Here is a 24,457-nt window from a genome sequence, read left to right as displayed (position 1 = left end):
ACCTTCAATTTAACACGGTGGATATGATCAGTGCACAATACCGCTAACCCTAACAACTCCTCTAATACTGTTGCTAACAATACTGCTGCTGATAGCACTGTTGCTAATAGCACTGCTGAATTTGTGATTATTATTGGTGCTAATTCAGCTATTGGCCATGCATTTTCTGTTCAATGCCTTAAACAAAGCCAAATCGATGGTCACCCGCAGCCAATTAATTTGATCACCATTAGCCGAGATGACTATCAACACAGTGCCGATATACACAGTCTAATCACACAAGATCAACAGCAGTCATCATGGCAACATTACCAATGCAGTAATTTACAGCAGGATATTGAGCATCTGATGAATCAACAGATCATTCCTCAAATTACCGCAAGCAACGGCAGTGTTAGCAGAATATTAATCTGTAATGGGGTACTGCATCAGGGGGCGATACAACCTGAAAAAAAGATAGAGGATATCAATGAAGCCAATTTACTCGCTTTAATGCAAATGAATACCATCACGCCTATGCTTTGGCTGCAAGGTTTGGTAAAGCTGTTATCAAAGCAGCGAAGTCGAGTCGTGATCAGTATTTTAAGCGCCAGAGTCGGCAGCATAAGTGATAACCGCCTTGGCGGTTGGTATAGCTATCGCACCAGTAAAGCGGCATTAAACATGTTGATAAAAACCACTGCGGTTGAGTTTGCGAGACGGCTCAAGCACGTCAAACTGATGGCTTTTCATCCTGGCACCACAGACACACCATTATCAAAACCTTTTCAGCACAATGTGGCCGAAGGTAAATTATTTACTCCTGAGTTTGTGGCGCAGCAGCTTTACAACATACAGTCAAATATTACCCTAGACGGCCAAGCCAGTTTTATTGATTGGGCTGGCAATGACATTCAATGGTAATGCAGGGTTGGTTATAGAGATAGAGATAGAGATAGAAATTACAGCCATAAAAAAACGCGAAGCATAGCTTCGCGTTTTTTTATTAGAGAGTTGAATTACTTAACGAATTCAACACCTAGTTTAATATCAGCTTTTAATGTATCTAACATTGAATCACGTGCGTTAGCTTCAAATGCACTTACGTCACCGTAAGGAAGCACTTTTTCTACGCCGTTTTTACCTAAAAGGATAGGTTGAGCGAAGAACTCAGCGTGTTCGCTGCCACCATCAACATAGGCACATTCAACTACGTTCGCTTCGCCTTGAAGACCACGTACTAATGATAAACCAAAGCGACATGCTGCTTGGCCCATTGATAATGTTGCGCTACCGCCACCGGCTTTAGCTTCAACAACTTCAGTGCCCGCGTTTTGAATGCGAGTAGTCATTGCTGCAACTTCTTCATCAGTGAAAGTCACACCTTCAATTTGAGAAAGTAGTGGAAGAATAGTCACACCGCTGTGGCCGCCGATAACGTTAACTTTAACATCAGCAACGTTTAAGCCTTTAAGCTCAGCGACGAAGGTTTCGCTACGGATAACGTCAAGTGTAGTGATACCGAATAAACGGTTTTTGTCGTAAACACCGGCATTTTTTAATACTTCAGCAGCAATCGCTACAGTCGTGTTAACTGGGTTAGTAATAATACCCACTAATGCTTTAGGACAAGTTACTGCCACTTTTTCCATTAGGTTACGCACGATACCTGCGTTGATGTTGAATAGATCTGAACGATCCATACCAGGCTTACGCGCAACACCAGCAGACATTAACACGACGTCAGCATCAACTAATGCATCCGTTGGATCTTGACCAGCAAAACCTTTTACTTCTACATCTGTTGGGATGTGACTTAAGTCAACCGCAACACCAGGAGTAACAGGAGCGATGTCATATAGAGACAACTTTGAGCCAGCAGGCAGTTGAGTTTTTAACAATAAAGCTAAGGCCTGGCCAATACCACCAGCAGCACCAAGTACGGCAACTTTCATAATCATCTCCATCTATTTAAACAATTTGTGACATAGGTCTACTATCTTTCGTGGCGTCACATTACTGGATTGGCGGGCTAATTTCAATTATCCATTAGTGGAGTGTCGTAAATAAGTGTTTACTCAATTCAAGGTAAATCAGCACTGCGTGTTTGAATGTGAGGGTTATATCATGGTGCAATAAGATGTGACTGAGCGGTGCAAGTTTAAATGCCACTTTTCAACTGTCAATTCGATGGCTTATTTGTTTTACATTAATGGCGAATAAGCCTTGATATGAATTAGATTATTCGAGTTTGATCGCTTTACCCATCACAGGTTGTTACAAATACCGATTAACCGCTGAGCTAACTTGCAAAATACAATATATGTTGTAAACGCATATTGTATTGGTAACACCACGGGTTATTAACGCCATGACTATAAGTGAATAGGTCATTTATAGTAGGATGCTAATGGACCCTAAATTAAATTGACCGCAATCAACCGCCAAATTGAGAGAAAAAATGAAAATAAGAAAAGGCCAATTAGCAGACCTTACCGCACTGGTTAATTTTAATCAGGCGATGGCAATGGAAACTGAAAACCTACAATTAGATAATGCAACCCTTACCCGTGGCGTAAACGGATTACTCGCCAATCCTGAACGAGGTTTCTATTTAGTGGCTGAAATTGATGACGTTATTGTCGGCTCATTAATGGTGACATTTGAATGGAGCGACTGGCGCGCTTGCCAGTATTACTGGATCCAAAGTGTGTATATTCGTCCAGAAAACCGTCGTCAGGGGATTTATGCAAAACTGTATCAAGCAATAAAAGATATGGCCGCTGAAAAAGGTGACGCTGCAAGTTTCCGCTTGTATGTCGAACAAGAAAATAAACCGGCGCAAAAAACCTATGAGGCCTTAGGAATGGAGCAAAGCCACTATTTAATGTACGAAGAAAAGGCCAAATAACTTAAGTCGCCATTGTACAAGCACAACAAAACAGCTTACAAAACCTCGGCTAGTAAGCTGTTTAATGAACGTTAAAACACATAAACACTGACCATGAAGGTCAAGTAAACAAGCATGTTTACTATTGTATTGTTAAGGATGATCTCTTTGTTAAACATGAAAAAATTATTGCCACTTCTAGGGGTAATGACGTTCTCAGTTTCAACTCTTGCTTCACAAGAAATATATCTTGAGTGCAATACTTGCACAACTCACTCTCAACTGGTTAATTTTACTAAACAAAACGCAAGATCAAATGCGACTATTGTCATGCATGTCATTAACTTAAATGATATTTTGTATGAGAAATATCTAGTCACTAAAACAAAATCTTTTGAATGTGAACAAAACCACAAGTCAGAAATACCAACAGATAAATCACCGGTTTGCCAGAATGTTTATCATTACAAAACGACCAGTCAAAGCATTGATAAAAAAGATTTAACTGACTTTACCAACTACGCCTTAGCGTATAATGAGACTAAAAAGTTGTTCACCCAAAGTGCTATCGAAATCCCTAGCAGCATGGTGACCTCAGCTTTTGAGTTAATTGACAATAGCTATCCCCAAGGACTTTCAGTTGATTACTTCAATAATAACCTACCAAGCTCCGCGCTTTACAAAGAAAAACTCACTTCATGGTCTACAGGCATTTCAAACAAAATAACCACCTCAATAGCGGTCAAGCCACCATCATTAGTCTTTACCTATGCTGATGGCACTTTAGCTTATGCGGCTCTGGATTTCGTCGATATCGATGGGCAATACCATTTTAAATTTACAACAATTAAAGAGGGTAATAATAGTTTGGACTTAACAAAAACCAATCCATTTGGCGACAATTATACTTTTATGAATATGTCGCTCGAATCTTGGGGAGTCTTATTGGAAAAGCTATCACTTCATGACTTGACGGTGAGCAATACAACCAAAATGATAGTACCTAGCGGTAATGTGAGCATTGTATCTATATGCGCAACAAGTGAAGCCTGCACTGATCAAATTTAATATTGAGTATCTTTACTGCGGGTTAATGAACCCACAGTAAAGATACTTAAAGCTGTACCTAAAATTACCCGGCTCGCATCGCCATTATCGACGTTAGGTTGATTGGCTCGGGATACTGAACAAAATCCTTTTGTTGCTGATCTACGGCATAGATAGACATTCTGTCGGCCAGTTCATTGCCTTCTATACCAACATGGGCAGCCACATGGACAATATCAATGTGATCTTTATATTGATCATAAAGTGCATGGGCTTGTTTGATCAGATCTAAATTGGCAATCTCGCCGCCTTTGCGGGTCCAGCCTTTGGCTTTCCAGCCGTAGGCCCAATTACTAATACAGTTAATGGAATATTGTGAGTCACTGTAAATACGCACGGTCAAGTTGTCAGCCAGCGCGCTAGCAGCCATTTTGATCGCTTCATGTAGCGCATTTAATTCAGCGGTATTGTTAGTGCCATTTGGGTTAAATAAGCCATACCACAAAGCAGCAAGTTCACCTTTGCGATATGCAGCAACACCTGAGCCCGCTTTACCTGGATTAGGGTCACAGCCGCCGTCGGTATAAAGCACAACGTCAAACTCACTTAATGCTGTGGGTTGATGTTCTGCCACACTGGTTTTATTTGATGATGTTGAAGGCTTAGCCCCTTTACTGACAGCGCTTTTTGTCGAAAAAATGGCCTTATTAGCTGACTGGGCAAAAGCCGTTTTCGCTTCTGATTCGCTAGGGAAAGATTTGTACTTAGCCCCAGGAAACTTGTCCACCTGACGCTTTGCTTCGTCCCAGGTGGTATAAATGCCAGGGGTATGACCTTGCCAAACGACGTAAAATTTCTTTGCCATGAGTGGCCTTGATATTTAAAAAAATGATATATCGATCATGCCATGTCAAGCTTATGTCGTCTATCGCTTATGGCTTAGCTTTGCTAACTGAGCTTTGATTAGCTGAGCTTGCACATGTGTCGTTTACTGTTCGCTACTGGCTTAACCAGATAGCGAACTTATCACTAAAACTATAAGTTTACTGGCCCATCAATATGTTGATACTTTACATCACCAGAACCTGCGGTGTGAATAGTTAACCCTTTGGCATATTCAACATCGATACCACCTGAACCATCATTAATGCTCACTAATCCGGCAACATGCTTAATCACCATGCCACCAGATCCATCATTAACATCAAGATTGCCTTTAATATCTGTCACATCTATGCCACCTGAACCGTCTTTAATTGTCAGGTTACCCGCGACATTATTAACATTGATTGAACCAGAGCCGTCTTTAATGGTTAAGTTACCCAATACATTTTTCGCATCAAGTGAACCTGAACCATCTTCAATAATAATGTCTTTGCCACCATCTACTGTAATACTACCTGAGCCATCTTTTAAGGCAATATCAGCGTTCATACCTTGAATGTCGATTGAACCAGAACCATCTGTAATATCCATCACCATATGCTGGGGTAACGTTAAGGTGACATCGATATAAGGCGAGTCGACATTAATCCAGTTTGAACTTTGCTCAACTTTAGCCACTAGCCTTGCTTGGTCGCCATCTTTAACTAACTCTAAGGTCACGTCGGCATCATCATCGGCAAAAATTTCTGCGGTTAACTTAATATTTTTAGCATTCTCATCGCCTTTAATCACTAACTTACCCGCACCAGTTTCTGCAACGAGCTTTTGAATGTCAGTGCTGTCCAGGATTAACACTTGCTGTTTTTGATCAAAGTCGCTGGCAATGCTGTAAGAGACATTAAACACGTCGGTATACATTACTAACAAAGCCGCTGCTGCGCCCACTAAGACGACTTTGGTTTTCATTGTGGCCATTTTATTCTTCCTTGTTTTTATTCATTGGCTTCTTGTTAATTGAAGCCATCATTATGATCACGTTATTAAGTGCTAAAACTCATCACTTATTAGCTTTTGTCATTATTATTCATAGATAAGCAATTCTTACACCAAAATTATAAAGCTTTGTTTTATATAATTAACTATATTTAAGTATCAACATCGATACGTTAAAAGCACTAAAAAATATGTCTTTTCACTAACTTCTGATCAAGTATAAACTTCTGCTATCATGGCGGTTATGTCAGTAAAAATACAATAAGAAAAAAGCATCATATGACTCAACAACAGATTACTATCCTAGTCGGTTCAAATAATCCGGTTAAAATTGCTGCCGCTAAAGATGCGATAAGCCAGTATTTCCCCCTGGCTGATATTAATTGCCAAGGCATGCATGCGCCCTCATTAGTGGCTGAGCAGCCAATGACAGACGCCGAAACCAAATTAGGTGCCATTAATCGAGCTAGATATTGTCAGCAACATGCGATTGAGGCAAATCAGCCTGCGGATTTTTATATTGCAATGGAAGGCGGTGTGGATAAATTTGACCATGGCGCAGCTACGTTTGCTTATATGGCGATAATTCATCAGGATAAACTCAGCATTGGTCGTAGCGCTTTATTACCCTTGCCGCAAAAAGTGTTTAACGCCTTAGAAGCGGGTGAAGAGTTAGGCCATGTAATGGACAGACTGTTTAATACCCACAATGTGAAACAAAAAGGCGGTGCTATTGGCTTATTGACCCAAGGGCTGGCCACACGAGGCAGTATTTATACCCAGGCGATTATTTTAGCCATGGCCCCTATTATTAACCCTGATTTTTTTGCCGAGTAACTTATTATGTCTATTACCGTTCCGATTATCCGCCCATTAACCGTAGATGATAATGCCGCTATTGCTGATGTTATTCGTCAAGTGTCTGCTGAATATGGGCTAACACCCGATAAAGGCTTCAGTGTTGCTGACAAAACCTTAGACACCCTAAGCCAGGTTTACAGTACTGCACGCAGCCAGTATTGGGTTATCGAGTTAGATGGCCAAATCATTGGTGGCGCTGGCATTGCCCCATTAGCGGGATACAGTGATATTTGTGAACTGCAAAAAATGTACTTTTTACCGCAGGTTCGCGGTAAAGGATTAGCTAAAAAAATATCTCATTTAGCGTTTGAATTTGCCAAAGAACAAGGCTTTAACCAGGTCTATTTAGAAACCACTGCGGTATTAGTTGAAGCCTTAGCGTTATACCAAAAGCTCGGATTTGAGACTTGTCAGCACCTTGGTGAAACCGGCCACGATGCCTGTGAAATTGCTATGCTGAGAAATCTTTAACTTCGTATACCACGGTTAATAAAGCAGTCGCTGGCTTAAAAATAGCCAGCAACTCGTGATTAGCCTTTATTGTTCATTGTTTTAATGTCTATTTTTAACCTTTTCATTTCCCTAAATAATCCCAAATAATGAAAACATTAAAGATTGCGCTGGTTTTTTGAGCAATACATTTACTGATGATTCAATAACCTTTGCAATCTGCCCAAAGCTTGATAGCTTAAAGTATAGGGTTTCCATCAGGAGGATGATATGGAATATCGACGTCTTGGGCATTCAAGCCTAGAAGTAAGTAATATCTGTTTAGGTACCATGACATGGGGTGAGCAGAATAATCAGTCTGAAGCATTCGAACAATTAGATTATGCCATCGGCCAAGGGATCAATTTTATTGATACTGCGGAAATGTATCCCGTACCGCCAACGGCAGAAACACAAGGTGAAACCGAACGAATTTTAGGTCGCTATTTAAAGGCCCAAGGTAATCGTGATGAATTAGTAATTGCCACAAAAGTCGCTGCTCCTGGGCTAAAAGGTGATTATATTCGGCCTAAAATGGCACTAGATTGGCGTAACATTCACCAGGCAGTTGATGACTCCTTGTCACGTTTACAAATCGATACCATAGATTTATACCAAGTCCACTGGCCAGACCGAAATACCAACTTCTTCGGTGAAATGATTTATACCCATGATGAGGATGAGCGTTACACCCCCATTTTAGAAACCCTTGAAGCCCTAGCCGAAGTGGTAAAACAAGGAAAAGTGCGTTATATCGGCATTTCCAATGAAACCCCTTGGGGCTTTATGCAGTATCTGCGCTTAGCCGAAAAGCACGACTTACCCCGTATTGTGAGCATTCAAAATCCGTATAACTTGCTAAACCGCAGCTTTGAAGTTGGCATGTCAGAAATAAGCTTACGTGAAAACGTGCCGTTATTGCCCTACTCTCCGTTAGCCTTTGGCGCGTTAACCGGTAAGTATGAAAATGACCAATGGCCAGCAGGCGCCAGGTTAACGATACACAAACGTTTTGCGCGCTATAACAGTACACCAATGGCTTTACAGGCAACCCAGGCTTATGTTGATCTAGCCCGAGAGTTTGGCTTAAGTCCGGCTCAAATGGCTTTGGCTTTTGTTAATTCTCGCCAGTTTGTCGCCTCCAACATCATAGGCGCGACTAACTTGCATCAACTCAAAGAGAATATCGACAGCCATAAAGTCATATTGTCTGATGAACTACATAGTCGATTAAATGAATTAACCGCGCTTTACCGTTTTCCTTGTCCTTAAACTATGACTAAGTGCTAAGCCATAATTTAGGTGTAGATTTAGGTTTAGGTTTAGAGTCAGGTTAACCTTGCAATAGGCATCAATATCATTGAAGATCTTGATGCCTTTTTTATGAGTGTTAAGTGAATGACCGACAGCCAATTTGATCATCAAGCCATACGCAGCCAGTTTCCGATCCTAGATATGCAGCTAGGCGATAATCCGCTTTGCTATTTAGATACCGCGGCAACCAGTCAAAAACCGCAATGTGTGCTTGATGCGATGAATGAGTACTATGTGCAAAATAATGCCAACGTGCACCGTGCAGCGCATCAATTAGCGGCAAGAGCCACCCAAAAATATGAAAACGTGCGCATGCAAGTGCAGCACTTTATTAATGCGGCCGCCAGTCAACAAATCATCTTTACCCATGGCACGACAGAATCAATCAACATGGTCGCCCACGGACTCACCGAACAGTTTAAACAAGGTGATGTGATTTTAGTTGATGGCGCTGCGCATCATGCCAACATAGTGCCTTGGCAAGCATTAGCGCAGCGTACTGGCGCAAAGGTTATCCCTATTCCATTAGATAGCAATGGCCGAATTGATCTTATCGCTTACGATAACTTATTAGCTCAACAGCCTAAATTAGTCGCTTTATCCCATGTCACTAATGCACTTGGCACACTAAATCCGGTCAACCAGATGGTTGCCAAGGCTAACAAAGTCGGCGCAATAACCTTAATTGATGGCGCACAAGCTGTGGCCCATTTAGACATAGATGTAAAATCAATAGGTTGTGATTACTATGTGTTTTCAGGCCATAAAATGTATGGTCCAACTGGGGTTGGCATTTTATATGGCAAGCTTAATGCGCTAGAAATGCTAACACCTATGCTAACCGGCGGCGAAATGATCAAAACGGTCAGTTTTGATGGAACAAGCTATGGCGAGTTACCGAATAGATTAGAAGCGGGGACTCCAGCAATAGCGGAAGTGATCGGCTTAGGCGCAGCAATCAGCTTTTTATCTAACTTACCTAAAATACAAATTCGTCAACACGAACTGCATTTAATTCAATATCTTCAGCAACAGTTAAGCCAATTGGGCGATATTAGCGTATATGGTGTAACAACTGACAATAACAATATTGGCGCAGTGGCGTTTAATTTGGCTGATGAGCACCATCAGGATGTCGGCATTTTATTAGATCAGCAAGGCGTGGCTATCCGTGGCGGCCATCATTGTGCTATGCCGTTAATGCAAAGCTTGCAGATTAAAGGTTGCTGTCGAGCCTCAATTGGGGTGTACAGCAATCAGCAAGATGTTGATCGCTTTATTAGCGCCCTGACTGAAGTAAAATCGATTCTATTGTAAGGTCAAATATGAGTCTTAACACCATAGCTAAACCAGCTTCAACTTTGTTTTTGCCTTTGTCTGACGACCTGTTAACCGGCGCTAAGTTGATAGAACAGGCCAGTAATTGGCAAGAAAAATACCGCCAAATTATGCTATTAGGTAAAAAACTGCCAAGCTTAGCGGATGAGTTTCGTCTTGAAAGTGCACAAGTTAAAGGCTGTGAAAGCCAGGCATGGCTATACCACCAACACATTAATGACCAACATTTTTACCTAGCCGACAGTGATGCGCGTATAGTCAAAGGACTTATTGGATTATTGCTGGTGGCTACACAAGGGCAAACTAGCAGCCAAATAGCGCAATTTGATGTCAGTGCTTACTTCGAAAATTTAGGGCTAAACGGACAGTTAAGCCCATCGCGTACCAATGGTTTGCATGCACTAGCACACGCCATTAAACACTACGCAAACGAGAAAAATTAAAAGGATACATCGTTAATGTCACATGACTTGCTCTCCCGCCGTAAATTACTTAAAGGCCTTGGCGCAGCAGCGTTATGTAGTCCATTTATAAGCCAACAAGCGTGGGCAGCACGCTCACAACCTTTGTACATTGATGGTTTATCATTTTTGCCCGACGATATTAACGATGTTAAAGCTTCTAAGTTGAGCGCCTTTATCGCCGACATATCAGACATTGAAGCCATCAAGCAGGCTGACGGCACCACCAATTACAAGCGCAGTTATAATGCCTGTATCAAAAGCATTAAAGCAGCGAAAGCTGTGGTCGATGCCAACCCTAACGTTTATCTACAGGGGCAAACAGGCCTTGATATTGCTAGAGCATATGACACTGAACGTACCGCTGTATTTTTCCAAATTCAAGGCGCTGATTGTGTCGAAGATGACAGCAGCGACACCAATTGGCAGCAACTAGAAGAATTTAAACAACAGGGTTTACGGGTTTTACAGCTCACCCATCATTACGGTAACCGCTTTGCTGGCGGTGCATTGGATAACAATGGTAAAACAGGGTTAAATTTACCCTTAACGCCAGCTGGCCACGAACTGATTGAGGCCATTAACCATCGCCATATGTTAATTGATGTCAGCCATTCCAGTGCACAAACCGCGCTTGATACCGCCAAAGCCAGTAAAAGCCCAATAGTGCTAAGCCATGGCGCGGTAAGACATATAGTTAATCATGCCCGTTGCTCACCCGATGAGGTTATTCGCGCCATTGCCGACACCGGCGGCGTATTTGGTATTTTTATGATGAGCTTTTGGTTAACCAATAAACCGACTCCAACCATTAGCGATTACATTAAACAAATTGATCATGTGGTCAGAATTGCCGGGGTAGACAGCGTAGCGATTGCTAATGACTATCCATTACGGGGCCAGGAAAATTTATTAAAGCTCAATAATGACAATGCTGAAGGGGTAAAAGAGTACTTAGATTGGTGGCACAGTCTACGGGCTAAAAATGTATTAGGTTTTGATGTAGAACCGAAACATGTGGTTATCCCCGAATTGAACAATATCGATCGTATGAGCCTGATTGATGACGCGCTGAAAAAAGCGCGCTTTAAATCATCCGATCGCGATCGCATCATGGGTGGTAACTGGCAAAGAGTATTGAAGCAGGTATTGATTTAATACACAATCTAAGCATAAATAAGTCATTATATCTTGAGATAACTTATCAAAAGGATTTACATGGAAAACCTGACAATTAAACCTAATTATGTGGATTTATTTAGTTGTATAGGGCCTAAATGTGCAGACAGTTGCTGCAATGACTGGAAGATAATATTTGATAAACAAAGCTATAAAAAAACCATAAAGCATAAATATTTAGCAGATCTGGCTAAATTTGCTTTACGCGAAACCAAAGAAAGCGACAGCTCATGGGCGGTTGTGAAATTAGATGATAATGGCGCTTGCCCTTTTCTAGACCCACAAAAACTATGTAACATTCATGCAAAAGCCGGTGAGAAAGCCTTAAGTTATACCTGTAAAACCTACCCTAAAAACGAGCAATTAATTGGCCCAGATACATATCAAAGCTTATTTTTATCTTGCCCAGAAGTAACTCGTATCGTGCTATTTGACGACAATGCTTTTCAATTTTCAGCCAATGAAAACGGCAGTAAAGCAGCGCTAATGCCTAGCCCGCCCTGGTTAGAAAAATCTTACGAATACAGTTTAGATTTATTGTTAAATTCAGGCCTAAGCTGGCAAGAATCATTTTTAGCCATTGGATTACTACTCAAAACCAGTAATGAAGTTCGCTTAGATAAGGCTAATATTGAACAATTAAGCGTGCGTTACAATCAGCTGCTGAATATGACTCAAATGGGCATGATTACTGAGCAATTTAACAGTATTCCTTACACTCCTTTGCCTCAAAAACACACTTTTGTGGCAATTCATGATGCGCTGTGTAAAACCCATTCTAGAAGTACACGGGCTCGATTTGAGTCGATTAACAATGCGATTGCAGCTTTGTGTAATGAACAAAATGATTATTCAATCGATAAGATTAATGAGATATGGAATACCGAAGTCACAACTAAGCTGACAGAACACGCGGAACTATTTACCAAATTTATTCTGTATTCCATGTTCCACGATCATTTCCCGATGCATGAAGATCATGACCCGGAACAAGTTTTACAACAGCTTATTATTGATTGTTTTATGATCCGTTGTTATTTAACCGCGGTATATCACGCAGAAAATGGCTTAACAGAAGAAAATATTATCAAGTGCTTTCAAGTTTATCATGTGGTGCGCCAGCATAAACCCAGGTTTATTGAGCGGATTAAAAACATCTTAAGTGAATACGGATTAACCTCTTTACCCGCAGCAATCAGCTTACTTAAAACACAGTAACCTGCACCACAGTCGATGTGAATAAACCACACCGACTGTGATTAAATCCAATCTGTTACGATTAAATGCCTAAACCTGCCATCATTTTTTCGCCATCTACCACTTGCAGTGCGCTTAAGTAATCAACTAATGCTTGTACTTGAGTCGCCAGATCACCTTTACTGGTGTCTATGGTGAGTTCTGCTGACTCAGGGTTTTCGTAAGGTGATGATATACCTGTAAAGTTGGCTATTTCACCTTTGCGAGCTTTGGCATATAAACCTTTAGGATCGCGCGACTCACACACACTTAAGGGTGTTGAAACATGCACCTCAATAAATTTGCCTTCAGGGAATAAACTCCTTACTCGTTCACGCTCGGCACGGGTAGGTGAAATAAATGCCGACAGCACCACCAAACCGGCATCGACCATTAACTTAGCTACTTCACCGACGCGGCGTAAATTTTCATCGCGATCATCGAGGCTAAAGCCTAAGTCTTTGCATAAACCATGGCGTACATTATCACCGTCAAGCAAGTAAGTATGAAAACCTGCGTTAAATAGTGCATGTTCTAATGCCCCCGCTAGGGTCGACTTCCCTGAACCCGATAAGCCAGTAAACCATAATAACACTGGGTTTTGATTCTTTTGACGCCCACGGGCAGCTTGATCTATTTCATGCTGATGCCAAACGATATCAGTCATAACAACTCCTTTTATGCCGTACGTTCAAACGGCATATAAAAACTAAAATTCAATACTACAAATGACTCATTCATTAGAACGGGAAAAAATATGGCACTGCAAAAATAACGGTCAGTGAATACACCACAGACAAAGGTAATCCTACTCGTACAAAATCAGATAACTTATAATTACCCGCGTTATAGACCATCAAATTGGTTTGATAACCATAGGGCGAAATAAAGCTAGCACTGGCTCCAAAAACGACCGCCATAATGAACGGACGAGGGTCGACACCGTAACTGGTTGCTACCGCATAGGCGACTGGGAATGCCAGCGCTGCTGCAGCATTATTGGTGATCAATTCAGTCACAATGAGAGTAATAAAAAATACCCCAACAAACGCCGCAAACACCCCATAACCATCAAAGACACTGATAACCCCATCCGCTAAATTTTTAGCTAAACCGGTATCAATCATTAGCGTAGCCAAACACAAGGCACTACCAACAATGATGACTAATTCAAGTGGAAAACGACGCTTTAATTCCGACAAACTCACCGCACCAATGGCGAAGTAGCTCAGCAATAAAACCACTAACCCTTTTGCTAAAGGTACCAGTTCAGTTACGCTGGCTAAAATGGTCAGTACAAAGCCTAAAATCACCCAGTTACTGCGTTTATCATCTAATCGAACATTCAAATCTAAACCACTAATGGCTGCAAAGTCGGTACTTAAATTTGGACTATTAGAGAATCTGTCTCCGGGAGTAATTAATAACACATCCCCTGGTTGAAGAACGATATCACCTAAGCCACCTTTAAGTGGAGCGTGACCTCGGCGAATTGCCATCACAGCCGAATCATAAATTTCACGAAAACGCGCATCTTTAAGTGTGGTACCGACCAATTTAGACGACGGCCCTAATACTGCCTCAACAAGGTTTTGACCTTTAGCATGCTGCTTACCAAACCATTCCAGCCCATCAAATTGATGCAATAGCTCAACGGACTCAACTGCACCACTAAAGCGCAGCATATCTCCCGCTTGAATCACCATATTAGGTGGCACGGGACAAATACGAATACCACTGCGTTCAAGTTCAACCAGGTAAAGCTTTTTTAGTGCACGTAGACGGTTATCGACCACGCTATGCCCTACCAGTTTAGAATGCTTAGCCACATGCGCTTCAAGTAGATAAGGCAATGCTTCATCAAGGTTTTCTTCACGACGATCAGGTAAGGTATTAGCCAATAACATCAATACCGCTAAACCGGTTATCACCACCAAAATACCGACTTGGCTAAACTCAAAAAAACCAAGCGGCTCAAGCCCTGCATTTTCAACAAACGAGTTAACAATTAGGTTAGTTGAGGTACCAATTAAGGTTAATGTACCGCCTAAAATGGCGGCATAGTTTAATGGCAGTAATAGTTTAGATGGCGCATGGGCTTGATTACGTCTAACAACGCCAATTAACGATGCCACTACGGCAGTGTTATTGGTAAATGAAGACAGTAATGCGGTAGAAACGCCCATTTTAGCTAAGGTACTAAACAAGCTACCTTTACCAATAACCTGGCTTAACTTACCGATCAGCCAGGTTTTTTCTAATGCTGTAGCGGCTAACACCAACAACACTAATACAATCAAGCCATTATTTGTAAAGCTCATTAGTGCTTGGTTAAGCTCCACCAAGCCTAATAAGTAGGCGCTTAATAGCGCCATAAAAAACATTGTGGCAGGTTTGGCGGCTCCTGCTATCAGGCCGCCTACCATTGCTAACAATATGATCGCTAACAACCACATTTCATTCATAGATTATTTTCCAAGCAAACTGATGTCGCGAGCATTCCAGTGTGGAAAATGTTTGCGTACCAAGGTATTAAACTCAAGTTCAAACGCGCTGAACTCAGTATTCACTTGTTTCTCACCTTGATAACCGTCAACCACCATCACTGCTGCAACTGTGGCATTTGATAAGCGATCAATTAAGATCATTCCGCCGGTATCACGCACTAAACTATAGGCATCTAATACGACGGTTTCGGTTAAATCTAACTTCACGCGTGCAATAGTGTTTAAGCTTAAAGACGTAGCAGCGCTGCGCTCTAGGGTATTAACGTCAACGACATATTCAATTTCACTGACTACCGCTTGGGTCTTCTTGCCTGCCACTTTTACATCGTAAAGTTGGCCAATCTGTAATGGCTTTTCATCCATCCACACAAGGTCGGCGACAATATGGTTCGCTAGGCTTGGCGCGCTGTCTGGTTTAGCGAGTAAATCTCCGCGAGAAATATCGATTTCATCTTCTAGGGTGATAGTGACAGCTTGTCCCGCAACCGCTTCAACCAAGTCACCATCAAAAGTCACAATACGTTCTATTTTGCTGCGCTTGTTAGATGGCAGTGCGACAATTTCATCACCCACTTTTAAAATGCCCGATGATAAGGTTCCTGAGAAACCACGGAAATCAAGGTTAGGACGCAGTACATATTGCACAGGGAAACGTGCTGGTAATTCACTCAATTCACGTTGGGTGTCAATGGTTTCCAGTAACTCTAGCAATGTGCCACCTTGATACCAATCACATTGGGTACTACGGTTAACAACGTTGTCGCCATTTAAGGCAGATAACGGCACATAGTGAATGTCTAAATCACCAAAATCACTGACAAACTTAGCGAAGTCAGCTTGAATATTATTGAAAACCGTTTGATCAAAACCGACTAAATCCATCTTATTGACCGCCACAACAAAGTGACGAATACCCAATAATGATGCGATAAAAGCGTGGCGTTTAGTTTGAGTTTGCACGCCATAACGCGCATCCACTAAAATAACCGCTAAGTCACAGGTAGAAGCACCTGTTGCCATGTTGCGGGTATATTGCTCATGCCCTGGCGTATCAGAAATAATGAACTTACGTTTTTCACTAGAGAAATAACGGTAAGCCACATCAATGGTAATACCTTGCTCACGCTCAGCCTGTAAACCGTCAACCAGTAATGCTAGGTCGATAGCCTCACCTGTGGTGCCCATTTTGGCGCTGTCATTTTTTAAAGTCGCTAATTGGTCTTCATAAATTTGCGCGCTGTCGTGCAACAAACGGCCAATAAGAGTACTTTTTCCATCATCAACACTGCCACAGGTTAAAAAGCGTAAAAGACCTTTGTTTTGCTGAAGGGCTAAATACTGTTTTACGCCGTGCTCTAAAATTTCAGCGGCCATGCGTGTTGTGTTATTTTCTGCTTGATTCATATTCTTTCTCACTCAATTTGAGTTTATCAATCTGATGTCTAAAACCATTTCCAATACTGGACTTAGAAGTAACCTTGACGCTTCTTATGTTCCATTGATGCGCTTTGGTCTGAGTCAATCAGTCTACCCTGGCGTTCACTTGAGCGAGTGAGTAGCATTTCTTCAATAATTTTTTCTAACGTATCGGCATCAGAAGGCATTGCAGCGGTTAATGGATAACACCCTAATGTTCTAAAACGGACTCGCTCTGTGGTAACTGCTTCACCCGCATCTAACGGCATGCGGTCATCATCTTTCATGATTAGCTGGCCGCCTTTGTTCACTACTGGACGATCTGCAGCGAAATACAAAGGGACGATTTCAATATTTTCCTGGTAGATATATTGCCAAATGTCTAGCTCTGTCCAGTTTGATAAAGGGAAAACACGAATACTTTCACCCTTGTTAACTGCGCCGTTATAGGTGCGCCATAACTCTGGGCGCTGACTTTTTGGGTCCCAGCGGTGATGCTTATCACGGAATGAATAGACACGCTCTTTTGCACGTGATTTTTCTTCATCGCGACGAGCGCCACCAAATGCCGCATCAAAGCCATATTTATTTAGGGCTTGTTTCAGGGCTTGGGTTTTCATTATGTCAGTGTGCTTAGCACTACCATGAGTGTAAGGACCAACGCCTTGCTCTACCCCTTCCTGATTGGTATGGGTGATCAGATCTAAGCCAAATGCCTTGGCCTGACTATCACGAAACTCAATCATTTCTTTAAATTTCCAACCCGTATCAATATGCATCAGTGGGAAAGGAATTTTGCCTGGGTAAAAGGCTTTACGCGCCAAATGCAGCATCACAGATGAGTCTTTACCAATCGAATACATCATGACAGGGTTGTCAAATTCAGCGGCCACTTCACGAATGATCTGAATGCTTTCAGCTTCCAGTTGTTGTAAATGGCTTAATGTGCGACTTGCCATAATTCTTCTCCATTAACTTTGAGTTACTGCTGCTGCAGCAAAATTTAAACTATTTTAATTACAGTTTTTTAACTGTAATGTTTGAATATTCATGTTGTTGCTGTTCAGTCGCAGGGACAAACCAATTTAAGCTATCTGCCAACTGAACCACTTCGCCAATTATCATTAACGCAGGCATTTCAAGCGCGGGGTCAGCTGCTAGCTGGCCTAATTCACCTAAGGTGCCAAAAAAACGCTGTTGAGCTGAGGTGGTCGCTTTGGAGACGATAGCCACAGGCGTATCGGCACTGCGCCCTGCGTTAATCAGCCCATCACTAATAATGCTGGCATTCAATATGCCCATGTAAACTACAAGCGTATTGTTTGGGTTTGCATAGCCTTGCCAGTCCATAGGACGGCTCGCTAATTGGCAATGGCCGGTAATAAAAGTCACACCTTGGGCGTGATCTCGATGCGTTAGCGGAATACCGGCATATGCCGACGTGCCACTGGCAGCCGTAATACCCGGAACCACTTCAAATTCAACGCCAGCTTTCACTAAGGTTTCTAGCTCTTCACCGCCACGTCCAAAAATAAATGGGTCGCCGCCTTTTAAGCGGACAACATTTTTACGGGTATAGGCTTTAGTAACGAGCAACTGGTTAATTTCATCCTGATTAGCACTATGCTTACCAGCACGTTTTCCCACCGCGATTTTCTCTGCGCCATGGGGAATTAAATCTTGGATATCTTGGCTAACAAGTGCGTCATACAAAACCACATCTGCGTGCTTTATAATACGATAAGCTTTGAGGGTTAATAGCTCTATGTCGCCTGGGCCTGCGCCCACCAGCCACACCTTGCCTTTAGCCTGCTGACCAGGCATTGATACTAACTCCATTACACTTACCTCATATTCTTTGATGGCATCAAATATAACGGTTTATATATTCCAGATACAATAGTAAATAGTTAGTTTTTATTCCATTTAGCTATAAGGGGGCAAGACTTTTTACTCGATATCAATCAAAAAATAAAATTTCACATGATTTCACTCAAGAATTGCGCTTACAATGCCATTACATGATAGGAACACTCTTAACGGACTAGTGACAATGAGACCTCCAAAACTTTTGATGGTACTGCCCTTAGTCGCAGGTTTTTTCTCTTTTTCTTTACTTGCAGAAGACTCACTGCTTGATGAGCGAGTAAAAGATGAGTTAGCCACATCTGAAAAACCTTTTGTACTGACTCCCCACAGGCCAAACTATATTTTACCTGTGACATACCAGTCACGGACTAACAACACACCTTTTAAGGAAAAATATCCTGACGAAGATATCCAAGTTGATGATCTTGAAGCCAAGTTCCAAATTAGTTTCAAATTTCCCCTTTGGTATAATATGTTTGGTGATAATGGCCATTTATTTTTTGCCTATACCAACCAATCTTATTGGCAGCTATACAACAAAGAGGTGTCATCACCCTTTCGTGAAACTAACCACGAACCGGAAATGTTCATGTTATTTAACAATGACTGGAAAGTGGCAGGCTTAACAAATTCTTTTTGGGGGTTTGGCGCGGTGCACCAATCAAATGGACAAGCTGATCCCTTGTCTAGAAGTTGGAATCGTCTTTATGGCACCATGGTATTTGACCGCGGCCCTTTTGCTTTAGGCATAAAAGCCTGGTGGCGTATTCCTGAGGATGAAAAAGCCTTCCCAACCGATACCAAGGGGGATGACAACCCAGATATCGATGACTATATGGGTCATGTTGAAGTCACCGGGGTTTACGGTTTAGATGAACACAGATTCACTATGTTGCTGCGAAATAATCTAGCAAGTGATAATAAAGGCGCTGTCGAATTAACCTGGAGTTATCCCATCATAGGTAACTTGCGTGTTTATACCCAGTACTTTAATGGCTATGGCGAAAGCTTAATTGATTATAACCACCATAACCAGCGCATCGGTATTGGTGTGGCATTAAATGATATTTTGTAAAAATGAGTAGTGTAAAATTAACAGCAAGCAATAAGCAGTTAATGCCACTCATTTAAGCACTTTGCTTACATAAATAGGCCTCAGAGTTGTTGCTGAGGCCTATTTATGTATCTGTATTATCGCAAGTTGCAGACAAGCACTCGATTCACTTTCATTATTACATTTTATTCCTCTGTAAAAATCATCTCCATTGAGTTTACCAAACAGTTAATAACACCTCTATTTAGGTAGCCAAAATAACTATGACACTACAAACTAACTTATTAGATGAAGAACGCGATCAAGTAGCAACCGATCTCAATTACATCCAAAAAAGTCGCAGCGTTTACGCTGGCATAAGAGCAAACTTCTAACGCTTGATAAAGCTGGTCTTGATAGAGCTAGGACTTGATTAAATCAGGAAACGGCTCACAAAAACAGCGTGAATTTCACCCCAAAAAAAAGCGAACCCATGGGTTCGCTTTTTTATACATTCAATAATTAGCTGCAATCATCACTAGCACATTCACTAGCGACAAAAATAATACTCAGATTACTTATAAAATGCTTCAACTTTACCTTTTATCGTCATCGTCAATGGTTGGCCACGGCGATCTAACGCTTTGCCAGCTGGGACTTTTACCCAACCTTCACTGATACAATACTCTTCAACATCAAAACGTTCTTTACCGTTTAAGGTAATGCCAATTTCATGTTCAAAAATAGCTGCCACATGGTGTGGACTACGTGGGTTAACGCTTAAGCGATCTGGTAAAGCAGGTTGTGAAGTTGTGTCGTTCATAGTCGTTGTCTGTTGTGAATAAAGCGTGCGTCATTGTAGGCAATACACGCCTGATGCTCAATAGCGGCAGCGATAAATGTGATTGCTAAAGCCATTTAGGTGAAGATAATAACCGTATCAAACAGGTAAATGTTTTGAAAATCGCTTGTTTACCCCGCCTTTTTAACCCGAGCGGCGGTTATTTATCTTAAAACTCCCACGACACATCGATATTCACTTTAACTAAGGTGGCGTTAACCAAGGTTAAACATTGCAGTTTTTATCCACTGAATAAGACCGATATCAATAAAAAAACAGGGGCCATATAGACCCCTGTTTTTTATTGTGCCAATGATTATTACTGGCTGAATTTAGCCTGTAACCTTAAACCATCGGGATCGGCTATTGCATCATTAGGTACCCATTTATCTAAACAGGCATCTGTTGTTGTATTAGCAATACATTTATCTGTCAGGGTATTTAAAAATGCCATCAATTGAGATACTTGCTCATCACTTAACATAATATCTTCAATAACATTATCTACTCCTGCAACTCTATCACTGATTAGCTTTTCAATAGCCTCTTGGGTGTTTTCAGCCATGTTATTGGTTTGTACACCTACCTGAGTCACGTTATCCGATACCGAATAGTTGGTTACCGCAGTTTCTGGATTCAAATGATGACGCACAACTGCTTCTAAAGATGCATACGCACCATTATGCCCATAAGGTAGCGTCACGCTCACATTCAATAATGAAGGGGTTCTGAAGGCAAATTTATCAGTTGCCTGCTTAGTCACTTTAAAGCGTCCAAAATCATTTGTGCCAGTCACACCATCGCCTTTGCCTCGGCCAATTTGTGGCATAGCAATATTGTAGTACAACTCATCAGTGAAAAAATCACCACTGTGGCAACTTGCACAATTTGCCCCACCTTCAGCTTGAGTGGCAAAAAACAATTTAGCGCCATTTTTAGCAGTAATATCGATAGCATCATCATCACCTGCTACAAAGTCACGCCATGGGTTGTCAACAAACACCTGCGAACGTTCATATTCACCGATCGCCTGAAACACATTCGATTTGTTAATTAGCGACTCAGCAGTTCCTGCAGCATCTTCAAAACCTAACTGAAAGGCAGCTAACCATTGATTTGTGGTTAAATCTGCATTATCACCTCTTAATCTAGCAACTAAGTAATCTCTTATACCTTCATTGGTTAAATCACTTTTATGATGGCCTTTCATCTCTTCATTTGAAGTCACCGGGAAACGCGCTTGAGCGGCGGTCAAGTTCAACGCTTGAGGATCTGGCGTTTCTCTGTTTGCTGAGTCTGGGGTCAGTGTTTGCGTACCACTGCCATTGGTACCAATTGTGCCTTCAATACTCTCAATTCGACCATCATGAAATATGGTTTTATCCCACAAACCTATGTTAAACGTGGTGGGTGCATTACGTGGCACTGTTGGGCCACCATCAAAATGTGTCCCATCTGAACGGTGTTCACGCTCAGCCCCAAGTAGTTCAGGATCTATCGCCTCAACACCTATTGATAAAGCTAATGCATCTCCGCCCCCCAAAGCAGGATGATGGCAACTCACACAGGCAACATCCATTTCGCCGCTCAACGCTTTACTAAAAAACAATTGCATACCTAATGTGACTAAAGGGGTACCGACTTGAGGTAAATCACGACCACTACTCGGGTCGCCCGTTAATGCTAATTTGCTGACTAAACTTCTTACATCTTGAGTCACTTTGCTGATCTGTGCAGCCGATGAGTCATCCTTATTATCATCATTACAACCGCCTAATAGAATTAAGCTCGCTATTGCTATAGCGTTAAGTTTGAAATGGGTTGGCATATATGTTTTCCGTTGGAGGAGTGGACAGAACTGAGTATAACCACGCCACCTTGTTAAGCAAATGTTAAACGGTGTAACAAAATAATTCTTAAAAAATTAATGACTTATTTATAAAAACAATCGCACAATCAATCAAAAAAAACACATAAAGCACTGAAAGGAAGCAACTTTTTAAAAATTAACCTTATAAAACAACACCTCATAAACTCATGTGGATATTTTAAAATTTGCATAAAAGTATTTAAAGCAATATTAAGTTAAACAATTGTTAAAAATAATACCTTATGCTACTTTCTACTGAGTTAGATAGAAAGACCTTAAATAATATGTACTATCAAAGCTTGCAAAGACAGGCTGATGTTGTGGTGGTAAAAACAATGACTAAAAAGAGAAAAACAATGAAATTATCTATACTTTCAAGTGCAATGTTAGCTCTAACTGTAGGCGTTTGTGCCTCATCACAGGCAGCAGATGATCGTTATGTCATTCAAGTAGATCAACAAAAAAAAGGCATTGTTAAAGCCTTAGCAAAGCAGTTAGGCGCGCAAATCCATGTTGATGGCGACGGCTTTATCGCTGCCACATTTAGTGGTAAAGACTTAGAACAAGTAAAAGGGCTATTAAACAATCCCCACGTTAAACTTGTTGAATTAGATCAACCACGTCATTTAATGTCTGTATTTGCTGATGACAGCGGCAACCCAATGACGCAACAAATCACTCCTTATGCGGTATATCAATCACAAGCGAACCAAGTCACCTTTAACCCTAATGCAGGCATTAAAGTGTGTATCATCGATTCAGGGTTAGACCGTAGCAATACTGATTTTGAGTGGAACAATATTTCCGGTGATAATGATTCAGGCACAGGTAGCTGGGATGTTAACGGTGGCCCACATGGTACTCACGTAGCGGGAACCATTGCAGCAGCAGATAATGGTTTTGGTGTTGTCGGTATGGCGCCAGGTGTCGATTTACACATCATTAAAGTATTCAATGAAGCAGGCTGGGGCTATTCATCAGACTTAGCAAAAGCGGCTAATTTATGTAGTGCAGCGGGTGCTAAAATTATCAGTATGAGCCTAGGTGGTGGCGGTTCTAACGCCACTGAATCAAATGCATTTAAAGCGTTTACTGACGCAGGTGGTTTAGTCGTTGCCGCAGCAGGTAATGATGGTAACAATGTGCGTTCTTACCCAGCAGGTTACCCATCAGTGATGATGATTGGTGCTAATGATGCCAATAATAACATTGCCGATTTTTCTCAATTCCCAACTTGTACCTCAGGTAGTGGTCGTCGTGCAACTACAGATGAAACCATTTGTGTTGAAGTCACTGCCGGTGGCGTAGACACCTTATCTACTTATCCAGCAGGCATGGCTACGGCATCAAGCTTGACTGTCGATGGCGTTTTTGTTGCTTCCTCTGCAATGGAAAATTCTGGCAATGTCACTGGCTCAACTTATTATATGGGTACGGCAGAAGCGGTAGATAGCGGCGCAAATGGTAATGTATGTATTATCGATCGTGGCGTTATTTCTTTCTACGATAAAGTAGCAAACTGTGAAGCATCTGGTGGTGTTGGCGCAGTGCTTATTAATAATGCACCGGGCATGCTTTACGGTACATTAGGTGATGCTAACGCAACTTCAATCCCTGCAGTTGGTGCAGCGTTTGAAGACCGAGCAACTTTACTTGCGGCATCAAGTGTTAATATTAATATTGGTACATCTGATTTTGGCTTTATGAGCGGAACGTCAATGGCGACACCTGCGGTTTCTGGTATTGCCGCATTAGTTTGGTCACAGCACAATGAATGTACCGGTACTGAAATTCGAAAAGCACTTAAAGCAACCGCTCAAGATGCTGGCACGTCAGGTAAAGATGATTACTTTGGATACGGTATTGTTAAAGCTGCTGCAGCGCATGCGTATTTAACGGCTAATGGTTGTGCAGGCGGCGTAACACCTCCACCTACTGGCGGCGATATTACTTTAAGCTTGAATGGCGTGAAGAGTAAAGGCGCTAAGTTTATCAACTTAAGCTTTGCTGGATTGTCAGGTAACAATGTCGATGTTTATCGTAACGGCACTAAAGTCACCACCACCGCCAATGATGGTGCTCACACCGATTCATTAAACACCAAATCAACCCTTAACTACACTTACAAAGTATGTGAAGCCGCTACTGCTACCTGTAGTGCTGACAAATCAATCACTTTCTAAGCATCATAATTAATGGCGCAAACGACATAAAGTAAGCATCATTTAACAATATAAAAAGCCAGGAAA

22 protein-coding genes are annotated in these 24,457 nt (G+C 41.6%); 12 read left to right on the top strand and 10 right to left on the bottom strand.

Annotation, left to right across the window (positions count from 1 at the left end):
* Positions 1–30: 30 nt before the first annotated feature.
* A complete protein-coding gene (locus ACRWQM_RS03040; protein ID WP_434931234.1) occupies positions 31–903 on the top strand; it encodes an SDR family NAD(P)-dependent oxidoreductase in 873 nt (290 codons plus the stop codon).
* 95 nt (positions 904–998) lie between these two features.
* Here ACRWQM_RS03040 and mdh read toward each other — a convergent pair whose 3' ends face one another.
* On the bottom strand, positions 999–1,934 hold the full coding sequence (gene mdh / locus ACRWQM_RS03035) for a malate dehydrogenase (protein ID WP_434931233.1): 936 nt from the start codon (positions 1,932–1,934) through the stop codon (positions 999–1,001).
* A gap of 506 nt (positions 1,935–2,440) precedes the next feature.
* Here mdh and ACRWQM_RS03030 point away from each other — a divergent pair.
* On the top strand, positions 2,441–2,890 hold the full coding sequence (locus tag ACRWQM_RS03030; protein ID WP_226413503.1) for a GNAT family N-acetyltransferase: 450 nt from the start codon (positions 2,441–2,443) through the stop codon (positions 2,888–2,890).
* 147 nt (positions 2,891–3,037) lie between these two features.
* The gene (locus ACRWQM_RS03025) at positions 3,038–3,937 is read left to right on the top strand and encodes a hypothetical protein (protein WP_434931232.1); all 900 of its coding nucleotides are present in this window, start codon (positions 3,038–3,040) and stop codon (positions 3,935–3,937) included.
* A gap of 64 nt (positions 3,938–4,001) precedes the next feature.
* Here ACRWQM_RS03025 and ACRWQM_RS03020 read toward each other — a convergent pair whose 3' ends face one another.
* Together ACRWQM_RS03020 and ACRWQM_RS03015 are read right to left on the bottom strand one after the other, a co-directional pair.
* Positions 4,002–4,781 (bottom strand): ribonuclease H1 domain-containing protein, encoded by a 780-nt coding sequence (locus ACRWQM_RS03020; RefSeq protein ID WP_434931231.1) that lies wholly within the window; start codon positions 4,779–4,781, stop codon positions 4,002–4,004.
* 170 nt (positions 4,782–4,951) lie between these two features.
* Positions 4,952–5,776, bottom strand: a complete 825-nt coding sequence (locus ACRWQM_RS03015) for a hypothetical protein (protein ID WP_434931229.1) — start codon at positions 5,774–5,776, stop codon at positions 4,952–4,954.
* 297 nt (positions 5,777–6,073) lie between these two features.
* Between ACRWQM_RS03015 and yjjX the strand changes: the two genes are divergently transcribed.
* The 7 genes from yjjX to fliB all read left to right on the top strand — a co-directional run bounded on the left by yjjX (position 6,074) and on the right by fliB (position 12,654).
* Positions 6,074–6,631, top strand: a complete 558-nt coding sequence (gene yjjX, locus ACRWQM_RS03010; RefSeq protein WP_434931228.1) for an inosine/xanthosine triphosphatase — start codon at positions 6,074–6,076, stop codon at positions 6,629–6,631.
* Positions 6,632–6,637: 6 nt separating this feature from the next.
* Positions 6,638–7,126 carry a GNAT family N-acetyltransferase gene (locus ACRWQM_RS03005; RefSeq protein ID WP_434931227.1) on the top strand — a complete coding sequence of 163 codons (489 nt, stop codon included), beginning with the start codon at positions 6,638–6,640 and terminating at the stop codon, positions 7,124–7,126.
* A 249-nt stretch (positions 7,127–7,375) separates the two neighbouring features.
* A complete protein-coding gene (locus ACRWQM_RS03000) occupies positions 7,376–8,416 on the top strand; it encodes an NADP(H)-dependent aldo-keto reductase (RefSeq protein WP_434927081.1) in 1,041 nt (346 codons plus the stop codon).
* A gap of 126 nt (positions 8,417–8,542) precedes the next feature.
* Positions 8,543–9,775 carry a SufS family cysteine desulfurase gene (locus ACRWQM_RS02995; protein ID WP_434931226.1) on the top strand — a complete coding sequence of 411 codons (1,233 nt, stop codon included), beginning with the start codon at positions 8,543–8,545 and terminating at the stop codon, positions 9,773–9,775.
* Positions 9,776–9,783: 8 nt separating this feature from the next.
* Positions 9,784–10,239, top strand: a complete 456-nt coding sequence (locus ACRWQM_RS02990) for a SufE family protein (RefSeq protein ID WP_226413489.1) — start codon at positions 9,784–9,786, stop codon at positions 10,237–10,239.
* Positions 10,240–10,254: 15 nt separating this feature from the next.
* Positions 10,255–11,415 carry a membrane dipeptidase gene (locus tag ACRWQM_RS02985; RefSeq protein ID WP_434931225.1) on the top strand — a complete coding sequence of 387 codons (1,161 nt, stop codon included), beginning with the start codon at positions 10,255–10,257 and terminating at the stop codon, positions 11,413–11,415.
* A gap of 60 nt (positions 11,416–11,475) precedes the next feature.
* Entirely contained in the window at positions 11,476–12,654 is a 1,179-nt protein-coding gene (gene fliB, locus ACRWQM_RS02980) for a flagellin lysine-N-methylase (RefSeq protein WP_434931224.1), read from the top strand.
* 61 nt (positions 12,655–12,715) lie between these two features.
* Here the strand turns inward: fliB and cysC are convergent, their stop codons facing one another.
* The 5 genes from cysC to cobA form a co-directional block, all read right to left on the bottom strand.
* Positions 12,716–13,339, bottom strand: a complete 624-nt coding sequence (cysC, locus tag ACRWQM_RS02975; RefSeq protein WP_226413483.1) for an adenylyl-sulfate kinase — start codon at positions 13,337–13,339, stop codon at positions 12,716–12,718.
* Positions 13,340–13,412: 73 nt separating this feature from the next.
* Positions 13,413–15,137, bottom strand: a complete 1,725-nt coding sequence (locus ACRWQM_RS02970; protein WP_434927086.1) for an SLC13 family permease — start codon at positions 15,135–15,137, stop codon at positions 13,413–13,415.
* 3 nt (positions 15,138–15,140) lie between these two features.
* Positions 15,141–16,583: a sulfate adenylyltransferase subunit CysN gene (cysN, locus tag ACRWQM_RS02965; protein ID WP_226413479.1), complete on the bottom strand. Its 1,443-nt coding sequence runs from the start codon at positions 16,581–16,583 to the stop codon at positions 15,141–15,143.
* 62 nt (positions 16,584–16,645) lie between these two features.
* Positions 16,646–17,554: a sulfate adenylyltransferase subunit CysD gene (gene cysD, locus ACRWQM_RS02960; protein WP_434927087.1), complete on the bottom strand. Its 909-nt coding sequence runs from the start codon at positions 17,552–17,554 to the stop codon at positions 16,646–16,648.
* Positions 17,555–17,612: 58 nt separating this feature from the next.
* The gene (gene cobA, locus ACRWQM_RS02955; RefSeq protein WP_226413474.1) at positions 17,613–18,434 is read right to left on the bottom strand and encodes a uroporphyrinogen-III C-methyltransferase; all 822 of its coding nucleotides are present in this window, start codon (positions 18,432–18,434) and stop codon (positions 17,613–17,615) included.
* A gap of 235 nt (positions 18,435–18,669) precedes the next feature.
* On the opposite strand from cobA, the gene ACRWQM_RS02950 reads away from it, so the two are divergent.
* Entirely contained in the window at positions 18,670–19,539 is an 870-nt protein-coding gene (locus ACRWQM_RS02950) for a phospholipase A (protein ID WP_434931965.1), read from the top strand.
* A 532-nt stretch (positions 19,540–20,071) separates the two neighbouring features.
* Here ACRWQM_RS02950 and ACRWQM_RS02945 read toward each other — a convergent pair.
* Positions 20,072–20,320 (bottom strand): DUF3297 family protein, encoded by a 249-nt coding sequence (locus ACRWQM_RS02945; protein WP_226413472.1) that lies wholly within the window; start codon positions 20,318–20,320, stop codon positions 20,072–20,074.
* 337 nt (positions 20,321–20,657) lie between these two features.
* Complete coding sequence (locus ACRWQM_RS02940) at positions 20,658–22,166, bottom strand: cytochrome-c peroxidase (RefSeq protein ID WP_434931223.1); 1,509 nt, start codon at positions 22,164–22,166, stop codon at positions 20,658–20,660.
* A 398-nt stretch (positions 22,167–22,564) separates the two neighbouring features.
* On the opposite strand from ACRWQM_RS02940, the gene ACRWQM_RS02935 reads away from it, so the two are divergent.
* Positions 22,565–24,391, top strand: coding sequence for a S8 family serine peptidase (locus tag ACRWQM_RS02935; RefSeq protein ID WP_434931222.1), 1,827 nt, complete (start codon positions 22,565–22,567; stop codon positions 24,389–24,391).
* Positions 24,392–24,457 lie beyond the last annotated feature (66 nt).

Source organism: Shewanella sp. HL-SH5 (assembly GCF_051163755.1).
GTDB lineage: Bacteria > Pseudomonadota > Gammaproteobacteria > Enterobacterales > Shewanellaceae > Shewanella > Shewanella glacialimarina.
This window is presented reverse-complemented; position numbering and strand designations above follow the sequence as displayed.

Coding starts and splice junctions, on each gene's coding strand:
- ACRWQM_RS03015 (WP_434931229.1), bottom strand. CDS start 5,776: ATGGCCACAATGAAAACCAAAGTCGTCTTAGTGGGCGCAGCAGCGGCT.
- ACRWQM_RS02970 (WP_434927086.1), bottom strand. CDS start 15,137: ATGAATGAAATGTGGTTGTTAGCGATCATATTGTTAGCAATGGTAGGC.
- ACRWQM_RS02985 (WP_434931225.1), top strand. CDS start 10,255: ATGTCACATGACTTGCTCTCCCGCCGTAAATTACTTAAAGGCCTTGGC.
- ACRWQM_RS02950 (WP_434931965.1), top strand. CDS start 18,670: ATGGTACTGCCCTTAGTCGCAGGTTTTTTCTCTTTTTCTTTACTTGCA.
- ACRWQM_RS03005 (WP_434931227.1), top strand. CDS start 6,638: ATGTCTATTACCGTTCCGATTATCCGCCCATTAACCGTAGATGATAAT.
- ACRWQM_RS03030 (WP_226413503.1), top strand. CDS start 2,441: ATGAAAATAAGAAAAGGCCAATTAGCAGACCTTACCGCACTGGTTAAT.
- fliB (WP_434931224.1), top strand. CDS start 11,476: ATGGAAAACCTGACAATTAAACCTAATTATGTGGATTTATTTAGTTGT.
- ACRWQM_RS03000 (WP_434927081.1), top strand. CDS start 7,376: ATGGAATATCGACGTCTTGGGCATTCAAGCCTAGAAGTAAGTAATATC.
- cysN (WP_226413479.1), bottom strand. CDS start 16,583: ATGAATCAAGCAGAAAATAACACAACACGCATGGCCGCTGAAATTTTA.
- mdh (WP_434931233.1), bottom strand. CDS start 1,934: ATGAAAGTTGCCGTACTTGGTGCTGCTGGTGGTATTGGCCAGGCCTTA.
- ACRWQM_RS02990 (WP_226413489.1), top strand. CDS start 9,784: ATGAGTCTTAACACCATAGCTAAACCAGCTTCAACTTTGTTTTTGCCT.
- cysC (WP_226413483.1), bottom strand. CDS start 13,339: ATGACTGATATCGTTTGGCATCAGCATGAAATAGATCAAGCTGCCCGT.
- cobA (WP_226413474.1), bottom strand. CDS start 18,434: ATGGAGTTAGTATCAATGCCTGGTCAGCAGGCTAAAGGCAAGGTGTGG.
- ACRWQM_RS02945 (WP_226413472.1), bottom strand. CDS start 20,320: ATGAACGACACAACTTCACAACCTGCTTTACCAGATCGCTTAAGCGTT.
- ACRWQM_RS02935 (WP_434931222.1), top strand. CDS start 22,565: ATGAAATTATCTATACTTTCAAGTGCAATGTTAGCTCTAACTGTAGGC.
- ACRWQM_RS03020 (WP_434931231.1), bottom strand. CDS start 4,781: ATGGCAAAGAAATTTTACGTCGTTTGGCAAGGTCATACCCCTGGCATT.
- cysD (WP_434927087.1), bottom strand. CDS start 17,554: ATGGCAAGTCGCACATTAAGCCATTTACAACAACTGGAAGCTGAAAGC.
- ACRWQM_RS02940 (WP_434931223.1), bottom strand. CDS start 22,166: ATGCCAACCCATTTCAAACTTAACGCTATAGCAATAGCGAGCTTAATT.
- yjjX (WP_434931228.1), top strand. CDS start 6,074: ATGACTCAACAACAGATTACTATCCTAGTCGGTTCAAATAATCCGGTT.
- ACRWQM_RS02995 (WP_434931226.1), top strand. CDS start 8,543: ATGACCGACAGCCAATTTGATCATCAAGCCATACGCAGCCAGTTTCCG.